The organism is Streptomyces sp. BoleA5 (genome assembly GCF_000373665.1).
Classification (GTDB): Bacteria; Actinomycetota; Actinomycetes; order Streptomycetales; family Streptomycetaceae; genus Actinacidiphila.
The window spans coordinates 75,349-90,306 of sequence record NZ_KB892091.1; the positions used below are offsets into that span (position 1 = coordinate 75,349).

A 14,958-nucleotide genomic window follows, 5' to 3' on the forward strand; every position below is an offset into this window, starting at 1 on the left:
CCGGTCCGGCGCAATGCCGGACAGCTCGCGGATGGCAGGTCTGCATAACGTGGATGCGCGAATACGACACCGACGCCGAGGCCGGCACCGCCAACACCCCTGGAAGGGCGCTAAGTTCGACACCGAAGACGTGGGGGTGTTCCTCGGCCTGGACGTCGGCAAGAGCGCCCATCACGGCCACGGACTCACCCCGGCCGGCAAGAAGGTCTTCGACAAGCAACTACCCAACAGCGAACCGAAGCTGCGGGCGGTGTTCGACAAGCTGCGCGACAAGTTCGGCACCGTCCTGGTGATCGCGGACCAGCCCGCATCCATCGGCGCCCTGCCACTGACCGTGGCCCGGGACGCGGGCTGCCAAGTCGCCTACCTGCCCGGACTCGCGATGCGCCGGATCGCCGACCTCTACCCGGGCGAGGCGAAGACCGACGCCAAGGACGCGGCCGTGATCGCGGACGCGGCCCGCACCATGCCGCACACCCTGCGCTCGCTGGAGCTGACTGACCGACGAGATCACCGCCGAGCTCACCGTCCTGGTCGGCTTCGACCAGGACCTCGCCGCCGAGGTCACCCGCACCAGCAATCGGATACGCGGCCTGCTCACCCAGTTCCACCCCAGCCTGGAACGCGTCCTCGGCCCCCGCCTCGACCACCAGGCCGTCACCTGGCTCCTCGAACGCCACGGCTCCCCGGCCGCCCTGCGCAGAGCTGGCCGCCGCAGACTCATCGAACTGATCCGGCCCAAGGCCCCACGGATGGCCCAGCGGCTGATCGACGACGTCTTCGACGCGCTCGACGAACAGACCGTCGTCGTCCCGGGTGCCGGAGGTAGGTCGTCCTGTCGACCGGGGTCGAGCCATTCCGGGAGACGCTCACCTAATTTTGGACTTGCTGGTCCAATTTTTGGCGCTCATGCTGGCCTGGTAGCACCTGGACCGAAAGTCCAGAGTGCACCGCTGCCCAAGCGACCGCAGGAGGCCCTCGGGCGTATATCCCGACCCGCAAGGAGGAACTTATGAACGACGTCGAGCGTCTGACCGCGATCGAGGAGCTCCGCCGGTTGATGGCGCGTTACGTTCGCTACGCCGATCACAAGCGGTGGCAGGACCTGGCTGGCCTGTTCACCCCAGACGGCACCTTCACCCCGCACAAGCCCGACGGCTCCGTCTGGCTGCGGATGAAAGGCCGCGCAGACATCGCCGCCACAATCGGCGGCAGTAACGGCCCCGACGACGTCCTCATCCACCACCTCTTCTCCAACGAGATCGACATCCAGTCCGCGACCACCGCCCGCGGCACCTGGTCGATGGAAGACATCATCACCCGGCCTGATGACGTCAAGGTCAACCTCGACTTCCCGTTCAAGGGCATGCACGGCTACGGCCACTATCACGCCCGTTTCGTCAAGGCCGACGGCGCCTGGTATATCGCCGAACTCGAGCAAACCCGCCTGCGGCTGGACTTCAGCTACTGACCATGCCTCCAGCGCAGGACACCTTCTTTCAGCACTTCCCCACCTACGCGAGAAATCAGTGCACTCATGACTGACGCCAACGCGGTTCCCACGCCGGAACGCTTCACCATCGATGTCGCACAGGACGTTCTGGACGATCTCAGAGAGCGCCTGGCCAAGACCCGCTTCTTCGACGACCTGGACAACGAGGAGGAGTACTACGGTGTCAGCACCGCCCGCCTCAAGCCTCTGGTCGAGTACTGGGCCGACGGGTTCGACTGGCGCGCCGCCGAGAGGCGCCTGAACGGCTACGAGCAATTCAAGGTGGCGATCGACGGCACCCCGGTCCACTTTGTCCGCAAGCCCGGCAGAGGTCCGAACCCGACCCCGCTGCTGATCTTGCACGGCTGGCCGTGGCCCGGCGAGTTCAGCTACCCGCTCATCGACCCGCTGGCCGACCCCGCCGCCCACGGCGGTGACCCGGCCGACGCCTTCGACGTCATCGTGCCGACCCTGCCCGGCTTCGCATGGTCCACACCCGTCACCCGCGGCGACCTCAACTACTGGAAGATCGCCGACATCCTCCACACCCTCATGACCGATGTGCTCGGCTACGAGAAATACGGCTCACTCGGCAGCGACTACGGCGCCCTGGTCAACAGCGCCCTGGGCCACAAGTACGCCGACAGCCTCATCGCCCTGCACTACGGCCACGACCTTCCCCCAGGCATGTTCCAGCACGACCGCTACTGGGACCTCACCGGCGGAGAGCCCATCCCGGCCGATGCCTCGCAAGAACTGCGCGCCGACATCATGAAGTTCCACTCCACCTACGCCTCCCACGTCGCCGTGCACATGCTGGACGCCTCAACCCTCAGCCACGGCCTGAACGACTCGCCGATCGGCATGCTCGCCTGGCTGCTGCAGCGGTGGAAGAAGTGGAGCGACAAGAACGCTGATTTCGACAGCGTCTTCACCCGCGACTTCGTCCTCACCCAGGCCACCATCTTCTGGGTGACCCAGTCCATCGGTACCTCCATCCGCATGTACCGCAACACCATCCGCCACCCCTGGACGCCCTCCCACAACCGCCAGCCGATCGTCGAGCCTCCCGCAGGCTTCACTTTCCTGCTCGGCGACGTCTACCCGCCCGGCGTCACCACCGTCGAAGGCCGGATCGCCGCCTTCGAAAACGGTCCCACCCGCAACTTGTTCAACGTGGTGAACGTCAACGCCCACCCCAAGGGCGGTCACTTCGGACACTACGAGAACCCCGACGCCTACATCACAGACGTCCGCGAAACCTTCCGCAAGGTCCGCTGACCAGGACCCAAGACCCAGGCCCCACCCACGGCGAGTGGGGCCTGGGCGGGGGCGTACCGGCACTTCGCGACTTCGGACACCGGAGGAGGGCACGCGCCGCCTACACGGTAATGGCCGGCGAGGTCCACGCACATGCCGACGCGAACGGCGGCGGCCACGGCCGCTGACGGCCAGTGCCGTCCGCGGGCGCCCCCTCAGGCGGAGCGGCGCCGCAGGCGACGGGCACCGAGCACGGCTCCCGAACCAGCGGCTAACATGCCTGTAAGGCCGTAAGTGTCATGGAGCGCGGGCCTGAGAGGACGGTTCGTGACTTGATGTCCGTTTCCGAGTGAGGCGGGGACACCACTCACGTGGATGTAGAGAGCTGCGCGCGCACCCATTCGGGATCGGGATTGACGTGCGGTTGGCCCGCGACCACGACAGTCGGCACGGTCTCGTCACCGTCGTTGGCTGCCCTCACCGCCGTGGCCCCAGCCGGGTCGCGCCAGATATCGACCCAATGCAACTGGCGGGCGCTGCGCCCCAACCGGATCCGCAGGCGCAGACAGTACTTGCAGCCAGCCCTCCAATAGACGATCGGTCGGCCGTCGACCGCGCTCCGTCGTCGTGCCTCCACCGCACTGATCGACCGCGGGAACGCCAGCGGCGAGTTCAGCCCCGCGAGCAGGACAAACATCACCAGAAGTGGAACGGCGGTGCCGGAAATCCCCCTGACCACCAACGCGGTCGCAACGAGCGACCCGCAGCCCAGAAGCACCATCGGCAAGATCCATGCGCGCGTCATGACGACGCAGGCTATCGGTGCCGCAGATTCGGCGGAAACGGCCCGCACGTCAGGGCCACATCGCGCACTCGTCATGGCAGAGAGAGACAGAGCGTCAGTTGATGTCCATCCCCGGCGGGTCAGGCGCAGGACCACCGGTCGCGGTACTCGACCGCTACTGCTTCCTGATAAAGCCGCCGACGTCAACCTCGGCGACGATGTCGAGCTTGACCAGGCATTTCAGCTCGGCGCGGGTACCCTCGAAACTCTTCGGCAGCAGTTCGTGGTCCAGGGCCTGGCACACGTCGCGGGCCCGGACGAGGCCGGTGGCCTTGTTGAAGACGGTGAGGATGCGGGGGTAGTCCGGGTGCTCGGGCAAGTCGGGTGAGTCGGCCTGGACGGGTATCGCCGTGCAGGACCACCTGGCTCTTGAAGCCCTGGTCAACCAGTGCCTTGGGGAGGGTTCCGCCGGCGTGCTCGGCGACCTGGTCCAGCAGGACGATGCCCGCGGCGTTGTCGTGCGTGTTCTCGGCAAGGACGACCACCGCGATGACCAGGCCAAGGACGTCCACGGCCAGCCCGCGCTTGCAGCCCGGCACGCTACAGACCGCCCGATGAACCCATAGAACCCCGCAAGGCCGGACTCGTGCTCCGGAGCATGACCGATCAAGTCCAGAAAGCCTCAATGACAGTGATCTGGGGAACGGCATGGCGGCGGATGAAAGTGTAGATAAGCCATCCGCGGCCGCCCGCGAGATCGGCGATGTGGGGTCCGCCGGGCTTAGTCGAGGTCAGGGGGCGGACGGTGATCCAGTGCGGCAGGCAAGCGTCGGCGTCGATGCCACGGTAGTAGGGATCCGGGGCCGTGATCAGTTCCGCACGGGCGGCCAGGACGAGCTGTCTGCCGTCGGCGGGCATGGCGTCGAAGTCCTGACGCGCTTCTGCCGTCCAGTCCATCTGCCAGGGCGGGTGGGGAAGATCGTCCGTCACTGGCCGGGCTTCACCGTGGCTGCTTCGCGCCGCAGGCGGCTGTACTCAGCCAGGAGACCGGCCGACTCCTCGGGGTCCTCGCACTTCGCGGCGCGGGCTTCGAGGTCGTGCAGGTGTGCGGCAATACGGGGGTCGCGGGCGATGGCGTACTCGGTCCACCACAGGCGCATGAAGGCGGGCACAGGGGTGAGGTTGAAAGCGTCCCCGATCGCCCGGCGCCAGTGGGCCTCGAAGTCCGGCAGGAGGTGCGGGGCGTGTTCCTGAATGGCCAGACGCAGAGCTTGCGGAGTCTGTTCGGGCATCGGTGGCACCCGGGGCTTGTCTCCCCCGGATCCGTCGACATGCACAGGCTGGGCCGTCATGGTGTGGAGGCTCCTGGTCTTCCTGCCCGGCGCTTCAGGCCGCGTCCTGGCCGACGTCGGAGGCCGGCTGCTGTGCGGCCCGCTGCTGCTCAAACCACTCGGCGGGCACCAGGTAGGCAACCGTCTTGCCCTTGCGGGTGATCGCGGCGGCCTCACCTGCAATACGGGTGCGGTCGAGGATCTCGCCCATGGCCTTGCGGAGGTCGATTGTCGTGTACGTCCTCGTCTCCATGCCCACCACACTACCCGAACTATCATAGTTGCGATACTTGCCGCTTCCGGACTCGCCAGCCTCCCACCCCGCCGTGACCAACGCTGGTTGCATCCAGCGACGACAGCCGCGCCGCCCGGACGCGGTGATCTACACGGTGGGGGCGCCGGCTGCCGCGCCAATACGCCGACCAAGATCCCGAATCCGCCAGTAAACAAGCCAGCTGCAGTTACCGCACCTGCCGCCCCCCACCGCCGTGTCGGCGCCATGGCCGCCCCTGCCATCGCCCGTGTGACCGGAACGCGTGGTGCCACGCAGGCCGGGGATGCTCAGGCCTCGGCCAGGGTCGCTGCGGCATCCAACGCCCGATGCCAGGGATAGTCGGCGGGCTTCCCGGTGCCGGGCTGGTTCGGGACGAAGCCGCCGTCGCCATACAGCACGGCCACGCCCATCGCCCGCAGCTTCGCGACGCTCTCCTCGAACTGGTGGTGCCGCACATAGGCCGCGTTCACACACGGCATCGCCACGATCGGGATGCCCTTGCCGATGCCTTCGGCGACCACCCCCACCACGAAGTGGTGCGTGGGCCCCAGCGCCCAGGAGTTCACCGAGTTGAACGTGACCGGCGCGAAGACAATGACGTCGGCCGGCGGCCAGACGTCCGGCTCGCCGGGCCGCTTGTACCGCGACCGCACGGGATGCCCGGTCAGCGCCGCCAGCCCTACCAGACTGTCCTCCAGCCAGTCCACCGCGGTCGGCGTGAGCCCCAGGCACACGTCCCAGCCACGCCGCTGCGCTCATCGATCACCCCGGCGATGTCGAAAACCGGAGGCGCAGCGCTGGCGAACAAGTACATGGTGCGCGTCATACCCCCACCCAACCCCTCGTGATCCACTACGCGCAAAGCATCTGGCAGTCCAACGCCGCGGCCAGGCTACTTCAGATCGCCGGGACCATCGCGCCGGGCGACATCCGTGGCCGGATCTTCCGCGAGCCGACCAGCTCCAGCACGGTCCCGGGTCTGGTGCTGCGGATGCTGGAGGACCTGGAGGTCGAGGACGGCATGCGCGTCCTGGAGGTCGGCACCGGCACGGGCTACTCCACGGCGCTGCTCTGCCACCGCCTCGGGGACGACCTGGTCACCTCCGTGGAGGTCGATCCTGACGTTGCTGCCAGGGCCGCAACCTCGCTCGCCCAGCTCGGGTACGTCCCCCACCTGGTGGCCGGCGACGGCCTGGCCGGGCATCCGGACAACGCGCCGTACGACCGGATCATCGCCACATGCGGCGTGCACACCATCCCCGCGGCGTGGCTCGCCCAGACCCGGCCCGGCGGCCAGATCCTCGCCACACTGAGCGGCTGGATGGGCTCCTCCGAGCTGGCCCGACTCACCGTCCACGAGGACGGCACCGCCTCCGGACGACTACTCGGCGGACAGGTGTCGTTCATGCTCGCCCGCCCCCACCTGCCCCCGGCTCTCGGCATGCTGCCCGACACCCGCGACGGCTACGAGCGAGGGGCCGTCGTGGGCGCCGACATCCTGGACGACTGGACGGCCCGGTTCATCGCGCAGATCGCAGCACCGCGGGGACAGCGACTCCAGTTCGGCGACGAAGACCACCTCCTCGTGGACGTCAAAGTCGGCACGTGGGCGCTGCTCCGCCGCACCGGGGATAAGTGGCGGGTGCGCCAGGGCGGGCCCGCCCGGCTGTGGGACGACATCGAGGAACACATCGTGCAATGGCGGCACGACTGCACCCCCGGACTGGAGAAGCTCCGGGTAACCGTGACACCCGACAGGCCCCAGCACATGACGTGGAGCACAAGGAGTTAGACACCCCGTCGCAGGGAACATCCCGGACGGGTGCCCGCAGCGTGCGCAGGCGGTGCTGGACGCTAGGACACCTCGATGCCGTGCTCCTGCACCAGGGCTTCCAGGCCGCCGGGGTATCCCTTGCCTCCGATGACGAAGTCCCAGTCGCCGCTGGCGCGGCGGCGGAGGCCGCGGCCAGGACAAGCCGGTCTGCCATCTCCGGCAGGGCCTCGAAGGCCACGCGGATGGCAGCCTTGTCCGGAGGAGCCGAGGACCAGGGCTGTTTCTCCGCGGCGGCCGTCGGAGACCTCCAAGCGGCCGAGTTCCTCACCCAAGGGACCCAGGAGCCGGATGAAGGCGTCGGTGAATCCGGAAAGGTCTGCCTCGGGGTTGGTGACGGGGTCGACGGCGGTTGCAGTCACCGACCGTACGCTTCCCTCCGGAGTCCGGGGGTTGTTGAAAAAGACGAGGTGGTCGTCGCTCAGCACCCGGGATCCCTGGCACACCAGGGCGCACACGTCCAGGGCGACGCTGTCCGACCACGACATTCCCAGCACGTTGTGGTCCTGGCCGGGGCCGGCGTCAGTCTCATCGGGGGCAGGCCGCTGCTGCGGGACACCGACCTGCGTGTCGCCGAGCCTGCCCGGCAGTCCGTGGCGGTGCAGGAGGTCCACCAGTTCCGCACCCGAGATCAGTTCCAGCGGTTTTCCGTTCGCGAAAGTGTGCGAGCCCGGCCCGAACTCTGCTGCTGCACCCGGGCCCGCTGCTCGGCCTCCACCTGCCGCTGCTGCTGACGCTGCGCCTCAGCCCACATCCCAATCAACCCACCAGAGCGACGACTCATGACGCGACAGGCCCTCCCCAGGGACACCGTTGTCCCACCCCACCCCCACGCCGGCCCCCCGACCAGCAACAACCAGACAACTCCAATCCGTAACCAGCCAGTCACCCACCCCACAACACCGGATCCCACCACCACCAGCACCAGCACCACATCGGAGCGCCACCGGCCCTCAGAACACCCTCCCGCGCACCGCTTGCCGCGTATGAAGCCACCACCTCGTGGCTCACTCCAGCACCAACAGCACCGCCAGAGCGACGAGGAGGGAGTCGATCCGGTCGAGGATGCCGCCGGAGCCGGGCAGCCACCGGCCGGCGTCCTTGGCGCGGGCGCCCCGCTTGACCATCGACTCCAGCAGGTCCCCGAGCGGGCCGCCGACCGCCACGGCCACCGCCGTCTGCCATGTCAGGGAGGACAGCACGGCCAGCGTGAGGAGACCGGCCGCGGCCCCGGCCAGCGTGCCGCTCCACCGTTTGGCGGGCGACAGCGGGGAGAGCCGGGGGCCGCCGAGACGGCGACCCGCCGCGTACGCGACGATGTCGGCGATCGACACGGCCACGAACAGGACGAGGCCGAGGGCGCCGGACGATACGAGGCCGGCCAGGGCGCCCAGCCACACGAGCCCCAGCAGGCCCGCCCCCAGGCGGCGGAGCCCGTGCTCCACGTCGCCCGAGAGCAACGGAACCCCGGCAATCGCAAGCGCCCCGGCCGCCGCCACCCGGAGCACCTCCGCGGGGGCCAGCCAGGCGGTGAGGACGAGTCCGACGAGCGCCGCGTCCAGCACCGCCCGGTCCACCGGACCCAGCCGGAGCAGCCCGCCGAACTCCGCCACCGCGACCACACCGACCACGGCCGCGAGCACCGCGATCCCCGGTGGACCGAGCCAGAACGCGGCGGTCACCAGGGGCACTCCGAGCGCCCACACGCACCAGCGGACCATCAGTTCACGGCGCTGGGTCGCCGCCACCGCGACGCCTCCGACCGCCAGTGCCCCGCCGAGGTACGGCACGAGACCGGCGACCGTCGTCACCGGGAGGCCTGTCCCGGCGCGCCCGACACCACTGGGGCCAGCGTGCGAAGTGCGTCCAGGGCGCTCTGGCACGCAGCCACGATGCGCGCGTTCTCCGCCGTGTCGCGGACGGCGATCCGGACGGTCCGCCCCTCGTACGCCGGGGACATCGGCGACAGGTCACGCAGGAACACGTCGTGCCGCCGGCACTCGCGCACCAGCCGCGCTGCGCTCGGTCCGTCCGGCGGCAGGGTCACCGTGAGGAAGTTCGCCACCCCCTCGTCGACCGAGGAGAACCCGTCCAACTGCTCGAGGTCGTGCGCCAGTCCCCGGCGCAGCACATGGGTGCGGGCCCAGTGCTCCGCGTAGTACGCGGGGTCGCGCAGCGCCGTCACGGCAGCCAGTTGGGCCGGCAGGCTCACGGGCCACGGCGGCGTCCAGCGCCGCAGCTCCGCGGCCGTATCCGGACCGGCCACCAGGTACGCTGCCCGCATCCCCGACAGCGCGTACATCTTCGACAGCGAGGTGCAGACCACGACCCGGGCGTCGACCGAGGCGAGCCCGGCAAGCGAGTCCGCCGGATCGACGTACCCGAGGTACGCCTCGTCGATCCACCACCGGGTCCGCGCGGGCGATGCCTCGATCACCGCGCGCAGCGCGTCGGCCGGGGCGTGGCGGCCGGTCGGGTTGTTCGGGTTGACCACGACCACGAGGTCGTACCGTCCGTCGCCGGTCGTGGTGGCGAGCCGGGCCGGGTCGAGCAGCCAGCCGTCCTCCCGGCGCAGCTGGAGCCGGTCGACCCGGCAGCCGATCACCCGCTCGGTGACATGGGCGTACTCCCCATAGCCCGGATCGAGCAGGAGCACCCGGCTCCCCGGCGTCAGCCACCGGCCGAACGCGCGGAAGATCAGATCGGACGAGCCCGCCCCGACGACCAGCGACTCCACCGGCAGCCCGCGGACCCCGGCGATCTCCGCGAGCAGTCCCTCCGCGCCCGTCGGCGGCGAGGTCCGGGCCGCCCACCCCGGATCCTCCGAGAGGACCGCGCGGACCCGTGGGGACGGCGGGAACCAGGCGTCCAGCACATCCGCCGCGACCACCTCGTGACGGCGGGTCAGGGTCCGGAAGTCGGTGCCGATCGCCGAGAAGAACGCCCCGCCGTGCTCACAGCCGTCCGCACGCGGCGCGAACGGCACGTCGAGCCGCCAGTCGAGGCCCGTCCGCAGCCGCTCCAGGATCCGGCCGTGGCGCTCCGCGACCGTCCTCGTCAGCTCGGCCACGGAACCGCTGAGGACCTCGAACGAGACTGCGCCCGAGCGGACCGTGCGCCCCACCGGCCGCAGCCCGGCGGCGAGGTACATGTCGAGCAGCTCCGTGCGTCCCATCGCCACCACCCGGCGGCCGCCCCGCGCCGCGACCCAGCGCAGCGCCGCGTACATAAGGAGTGGCGCCGCCGCGGTGGACCGCCAGTGCTCCTCGACGGTCAGGACGCGGATCTCGAACGGCGCCTGGTCGGTCAGGACCGGCAGCTCCTGGCGCGTCAGGTACTTGTCAAGTGAGTAGCGGCCGACCCACGGCGGGGTGAGGCTGACGAAGCCGATCCGCGTCTGGCCGCGCGCGGCCACGAGATAGACGTTGTCGCCGTCGAGTCCGTCACTCAGCCTTCCCGACGGATCCACCGGATGCTGGCCGAGCTCCTCCGCGTACACGCGGTGGCGCAGTTCGTGGATCCAGTCGTGATCCCGAGGAGTGGCAGTGCGCAGCTGCAGGGCGTGGTCCATGCGTATGTCCCCCTGAGAAGGTCCGTCGATCGCGCCCCAGCATGGAGGAGTCCGGCAGCCGGCACCTGAGTACGCGTACTCAGCCGGAGGCGAGTTCGCCTGCACTCGATGACCAGCTTGCGAACCCACAACGGCTACCACGCAGGCGGCTGAGTGCCGCGATGACGTCACTGGCCGGGCGGGCACTCACCGACCCCGGTTCCATACGAATGACCGATGGGCTGGTGGCCGGAGAGCGGTGACACTTCCCTACGTGCCTGCGCCGTCCCATGTGGACTCACCGACCCCGGCCCGCCGGCGCTGACCGAGCCGGCCACAGATCCGGCGCATCCTGGAACGTGCCGAGGCGCGGTCATCGGACAATGGGGCATCTCTTTCGCTGGCTTTGGCCTGCGGTGATGCCCTCGAAAGTGTCGCCGACGGCCGGGCAGGAAGCGGGGCTGTCCGCGCTGGCGGACGCGGTGGCCGACATCGGGCCTCGTTCGACGGACTTCTGAAGAGCGATGCGGCGCGTTGGCCCGAACGCTCGACATGCGCGGACTCGGACGGGGTGCTTAAGCTCCACTTCAAGCGCTTTGACGCGTATTCGGTCTGTCGCGATACGGGACCCGGGGTGTGAGGGTCGATGGGGACCGGGTGGCGTCGTACCAGGAACCTGAGCCAGTACCAGTGAGAGGTGTGGTTGTGCATCATTGGTCACGGCGCGAGGACGAGCGGCTGCTCACGGGTAAGGGCCAATACGTCGCCGACATCGATGTGCCGGGCTGTCTTGACGCTGTGTTCGTGAGGAGCAAGGTCGGTCACGGTCTGCTGCGTGTGGTCGATTGCAGTGCGGCTCGTGAGGTGCCTGGTGTGGTGGGCGCCTGGTCCGCCGCGGATCTCGCGGACTTGCCGGCGTGTGCGCACACGGCCGCGGACCTGCAGGACCTACCTCCGGTGCCGCACACCGTGCTCGCCAGGCTGTCCTCGGACGAGGCGGTTGCCGGCCGGGAGTGGCCGGCGTTGGTGAAGAATCGGGTGCGTTACGCGGGCGAGGCGGTCGCGGTCGTTCTCGGTGAGGACCGCTACCGGGCCGAGGACGGGGCGGCCGAGGTGACCTTCCAGGTCGACCCGCTGCCCGCCGTAGTGACACCATCCGAGGCCGCCAAGGATGCAACCCGGCTGTTTGAAGGCTTGAGCAACATCGCCCTGCGGGGCGAGACCGGTATTCCCGTCGAGGACGAGGTGTGGCGGGAAGCGGCCGCCGTGGTGGAGGGCCGGTACCGCCAGAACCTCCTGATGCCCACGCCGATGGAGTGCAGGACGATCCTCGCCGTCCCTGAGGGCGACCGTCTGACGATCTGGTCGGGGCACCAGATGCCGCACCGGCTGCGCCGTGAGACGGCGGCACTGCTCGGCTGGTCGCAGGAGCAGATCCGGGTGGTGGTGCCGGACACCGGTGGAGCATTCGGCGGCAAGAGCGCCTCGTTCCCGGAGTTCGTCGTGGCTGTCTTCTTGGCGGTCGAGCTCCAGCGACCGGTCCGGTGGATCGAGGACCGTCTGGAATCGATGATGGCCGCCACGCGCGGCCGCGGGCAGGACCAGCGCGCCCGCCTGGCCGCCGACGCCGACGGACGGCTTCTCGCCTACGAGCTCCACATCGACGCCGACGTCGGCGCCTACCCTCACCTCGGGGTGGGGCTGCCGATGCAGACGGCCTGGATGGCGACCGGCGCGTACACCACCCCGCGGGTCCACGCGACCGTCCGCTCGGTCCTGACCAACACCATGCTCACCTACCCCTACCGGGGTGCCGGGCGGCCCGAGGCGGTGATGGCGCTGGAACGGTGCATGGACATGATGGCCCGCCGGCTGGGGCTCGACCCCGCGGAGCTGCGGCGCCGGAACTTCGTCCCGCCCGAGAGCTTCCCCTACACGACCCCCACCGGGCGGACCTACGACAGCGGCGAGTACGCCCGCGCTCTCGACTTGGCGCTGGAGACCGTCGGGTACGACGCGTGGCGGGCCGAGCAGGCCCGGCGCAGGACGGATCCGGCCGCCAAGCCCCTGGGAATCGGCCTGTCCTGCTATGTCGAGCGCTCCGGCGGGGAGGCGGGCGGCCTGCACGAGTTCGGCAGCATCGAGGTTGCCGCGGATGGCACGATCACCGCGCGGTGCGGCGCCGCCTCCAGCGGCCAGAGCCACGAAACGGTGTTCCCCGCGCTGGTCGCCAAGACCCTGGGGGTGGATGAGCAGCGCGTCCGGCTGATCGAGGGCGACACCGACGAACAGCCCCAGGGCCTGGGTTCGTTCGCCAGCCGCACGGCCCAGGTCGCCGGTGCGATGCTGCAGCACGCCGCCGAACTGGTCATCACGGAGGCCCGGCAGCGAGCCGCAGACCTGTGGGATCTGCCCCTGGAGCAGGTCGAATGGACCGATGGCGCGGTGCACGCCGCCCACGACGGCGCGGCGGCCATGGACGTCAGCGAGCTGGTCAAGGCCACCGGCCCGATGCGCGTGGAGGACCGCTTCGAGACGGGCATGGCTTTCCCCTTCGGCGCCCACGTGGCGGTCGCCGAGGTCGACCCAGAACTCGGCACCGTGGAACTGGTGAAGGTGGTGACGGTCGACGACTGCGGGGTCCAACTCGATCCCGAGATCGTCCGCGCTCAGGCCTTCGGCTCTGCGCTGCAGGGCATCGGCCAGGCCCTGTACGAGGCCATCCCCTACGACGACGCCGGCACCCCGATGCTGAGCAGCGGCCTCCTGGACTATCTCCTGCCGACCTACACCGAGGTTCCGCCCATCGAGGTCAAGGACACCTGCACGCCCAGCCCCAACTCACCACTGGGCGCCAAGGGCGCCGGCGAGTCCGGCTGCATCGGCCTGCCGGCCGCGATCGTCAACGCCGTGGTCGACGCACTGCGTCCGGCCGACCCCGACCTGCTGCAGATGCCGCTCACCCCGGACGTGATCTGGCGAGCCGCCAGGGCACCGAAGCAGGAGGATACCCGGTGAAGCCCGCCGCCTTCGACTACGTCGCCCCCCGCACCGTGCCTGAGGCCCTCGACGCCCTCGCAGACGGGGACCGCACGACCCAGGTCCTGGCCGGCGGCCAGAGCCTGCTCCTGGAGATGCACCTGGAGCGCATCCGCCCCGACCTGGTCGTCGACATCAACCGCATCCCGGAACTCGACCACATGCGCGTCATCGACAACACACTTCAGGTCGGCGCCCTGATCAGGCACCGGGTCTTCGAGTCCGCGCAGGCCGTACCAGGTCCCCTCGGCTCGCTGTTCGCCCTCGCCGTCGTCAACATCGCCCACCCGCCCATCCGGTCACGCGGGACCATGGTGGGCAGCTTCGGATGGGGACACCCCGCCTCCGAATGGTGCGCCATCGCCATGGCTCTGGACGCCGACATCCAACTGCAAGGACGCCAGGGCGCCCGAACGGTCGCGGCCCGCGACTACTTCCATGGCCCGCTCACAACGGAACGCCGACCCGGAGAACTGATCACCTCTGTGACGTATCCGCTGCTCACCGAGGACACCAGCGTCGGGTTCATCGAGCACCGGCGCACCCACTTCTGCTTCGCCCAGGTCGCCGTCGCGGCCGTCCTCACCGTGCAGGACGGAGTGATCCGCGAAGCACGCATCGGACTGGTCAACTGCGCCGACCGCCCCCTGCGCGCCCACGCCGCCGAGCAAGCCCTCACCGGCGTCGAGATCGGTCCACCCGCGGACGGCTACCAGCTGCCGGAAAGCCACCCCTTCGCCCGTGCGGGCCGCATCGCAGCCGAGCAGGACGCCGACCCGATCGCCGAACCGTACGCGGACCTCGAATACCGGCGGCACGCCATCGCCGTCGTGACCGCCAGGACCCTGTGCCAGGCGGCAAACGACCACCGGTCCCGCAGCGGCAAGTCCCAGGGAGACGGCCAATGAAGATCACCCTCACCGTGAACGGCGAGAAGTTCCCCCTCGACGTCGAGCCCCGGCGCATCCTGGCCGACGTGCTGAGGGAGGACTGCCAGCTCACCGGCACCCACCTGGGTTGCGAGCACGGCGTGTGCGGGGCCTGCACCGTGCTCGTGGACAGCGAGGCCGTGCGCTCCTGCCTCATGCTCGCCGTGCAGTGCGACGGCAGCGCGGTCCGGACCGTGGAGGGACTGGCCGCAGCGGACGGCGAGCCCAGCGCCCTGCAGCGGGCCTTCTCCGCCGAGCACGCCCTGCAGTGCGGCTTCTGCACGCCCGGCTTCCTGATGGTGGCCGCGGGGGCGCTGGAAGCCGACCCGGACCTGGCCGACCACCCCGAGCGCGTCGACCACATCGTCGGATCCAACGTCTGCCGCTGCACCGGCTATGAACCCATCCGCCGAGCGATCACGCGTGCAGCGCGGGAACAGCGGCAGCCCGCGACCTGACCTGCCTCGG

At 69.7% G+C, this 14,958-nt stretch carries 13 protein-coding genes and 4 pseudogenes; 7 read left to right on the plus strand and 10 right to left on the minus strand.

Translation table 11 applies throughout. The features are described from left to right. Nucleotides 1-130 precede the first annotated feature (130 nt). The 3 genes and pseudogenes from B085_RS46485 to B085_RS0104290 form a co-directional block, all read left to right on the plus strand. Nucleotides 131-845 (plus strand): annotated as a pseudogene (locus tag B085_RS46485) (IS110 family transposase); the annotation flags it as partial. Nucleotides 846-1,012: 167 nt separating this feature from the next. Beyond that, entirely contained in the window at nt 1,013-1,471 is a 459-nt protein-coding gene (locus B085_RS0104285; protein ID WP_018557322.1) for a nuclear transport factor 2 family protein, read from the plus strand. A gap of 66 nt (nt 1,472-1,537) precedes the next feature. Continuing rightward, complete coding sequence (locus tag B085_RS0104290; protein WP_018557323.1) at nt 1,538-2,773, plus strand: epoxide hydrolase family protein; 1,236 nt, start codon at nt 1,538-1,540, stop codon at nt 2,771-2,773. A 346-nt stretch (nt 2,774-3,119) separates the two neighbouring features. Here the strand turns inward: B085_RS0104290 and B085_RS0104295 are convergent, their stop codons facing one another. The 7 genes and pseudogenes from B085_RS0104295 to B085_RS41175 form a co-directional block, all read right to left on the minus strand. Then, nucleotides 3,120-3,557, minus strand: coding sequence for a glutaredoxin domain-containing protein (locus tag B085_RS0104295; RefSeq protein WP_026250660.1), 438 nt, complete (start codon nt 3,555-3,557; stop codon nt 3,120-3,122). Nucleotides 3,558-3,711: 154 nt separating this feature from the next. Next, nucleotides 3,712-3,915, minus strand: a complete 204-nt coding sequence (locus B085_RS49900; protein ID WP_018557325.1) for a hypothetical protein — start codon at nt 3,913-3,915, stop codon at nt 3,712-3,714. Between the two features lie 27 nt (nt 3,916-3,942). Continuing rightward, nucleotides 3,943-4,135 (minus strand): annotated as a pseudogene (locus B085_RS51580) (transposase); the annotation flags it as partial. A gap of 67 nt (nt 4,136-4,202) precedes the next feature. Further along, nucleotides 4,203-4,526, minus strand: coding sequence for a hypothetical protein (locus B085_RS0104305; protein ID WP_018557327.1), 324 nt, complete (start codon nt 4,524-4,526; stop codon nt 4,203-4,205). Beyond that, on the minus strand, nt 4,523-4,888 hold the full coding sequence (locus B085_RS0104310) for a DUF6247 family protein (RefSeq protein ID WP_018557328.1): 366 nt from the start codon (nt 4,886-4,888) through the stop codon (nt 4,523-4,525). The genes B085_RS0104305 and B085_RS0104310 overlap by 4 nt, the downstream gene beginning before the upstream one ends. A 34-nt stretch (nt 4,889-4,922) precedes the next feature. Further along, nucleotides 4,923-5,120 carry a type II toxin-antitoxin system Phd/YefM family antitoxin gene (locus B085_RS0104315; protein ID WP_037731284.1) on the minus strand — a complete coding sequence of 66 codons (198 nt, stop codon included), beginning with the start codon at nt 5,118-5,120 and terminating at the stop codon, nt 4,923-4,925. A gap of 308 nt (nt 5,121-5,428) precedes the next feature. Beyond that, a pseudogene (locus B085_RS41175) lies at nt 5,429-5,967 on the minus strand (hypothetical protein). 18 nt (nt 5,968-5,985) lie between these two features. On the opposite strand from B085_RS41175, the gene tgmC reads away from it, so the two are divergent. After that, complete coding sequence (gene tgmC / locus B085_RS41180) at nt 5,986-6,933, plus strand: ATP-grasp peptide maturase system methyltransferase (protein ID WP_018557331.1); 948 nt, start codon at nt 5,986-5,988, stop codon at nt 6,931-6,933. Nucleotides 6,934-6,995: 62 nt separating this feature from the next. Here the strand turns inward: tgmC and B085_RS0104330 are convergent. The 3 genes and pseudogenes from B085_RS0104330 to B085_RS0104340 all read right to left on the minus strand — a co-directional run. Then, nucleotides 6,996-7,652, minus strand: a pseudogene (locus B085_RS0104330) (TerD family protein); the annotation flags it as partial. 327 nt (nt 7,653-7,979) lie between these two features. After that, complete coding sequence (locus B085_RS0104335; protein ID WP_018557333.1) at nt 7,980-8,783, minus strand: phosphatidate cytidylyltransferase; 804 nt, start codon at nt 8,781-8,783, stop codon at nt 7,980-7,982. Beyond that, nucleotides 8,780-10,543, minus strand: coding sequence for a pyridoxal phosphate-dependent aminotransferase (locus B085_RS0104340; RefSeq protein WP_018557334.1), 1,764 nt, complete (start codon nt 10,541-10,543; stop codon nt 8,780-8,782). The genes B085_RS0104335 and B085_RS0104340 overlap by 4 nt, the downstream gene beginning before the upstream one ends. 684 nt (nt 10,544-11,227) lie before the next feature. Between B085_RS0104340 and B085_RS0104350 the strand changes: the two genes are divergently transcribed. From B085_RS0104350 to B085_RS0104360, 3 genes are read left to right on the plus strand one after another with little or no spacing between them, the layout of a single operon-like run. Continuing rightward, nucleotides 11,228-13,540, plus strand: coding sequence for a xanthine dehydrogenase family protein molybdopterin-binding subunit (locus B085_RS0104350; protein ID WP_086020666.1), 2,313 nt, complete (start codon nt 11,228-11,230; stop codon nt 13,538-13,540). Next, a complete protein-coding gene (locus tag B085_RS0104355) occupies nt 13,537-14,469 on the plus strand; it encodes an FAD binding domain-containing protein (protein ID WP_018557337.1) in 933 nt (310 codons plus the stop codon). The genes B085_RS0104350 and B085_RS0104355 overlap by 4 nt, the downstream gene beginning before the upstream one ends. Further along, nucleotides 14,466-14,948 (plus strand): (2Fe-2S)-binding protein, encoded by a 483-nt coding sequence (locus B085_RS0104360; protein ID WP_018557338.1) that lies wholly within the window; start codon nt 14,466-14,468, stop codon nt 14,946-14,948. The genes B085_RS0104355 and B085_RS0104360 overlap by 4 nt, the downstream gene beginning before the upstream one ends. Nucleotides 14,949-14,958: the final 10 nt, after the last annotated feature.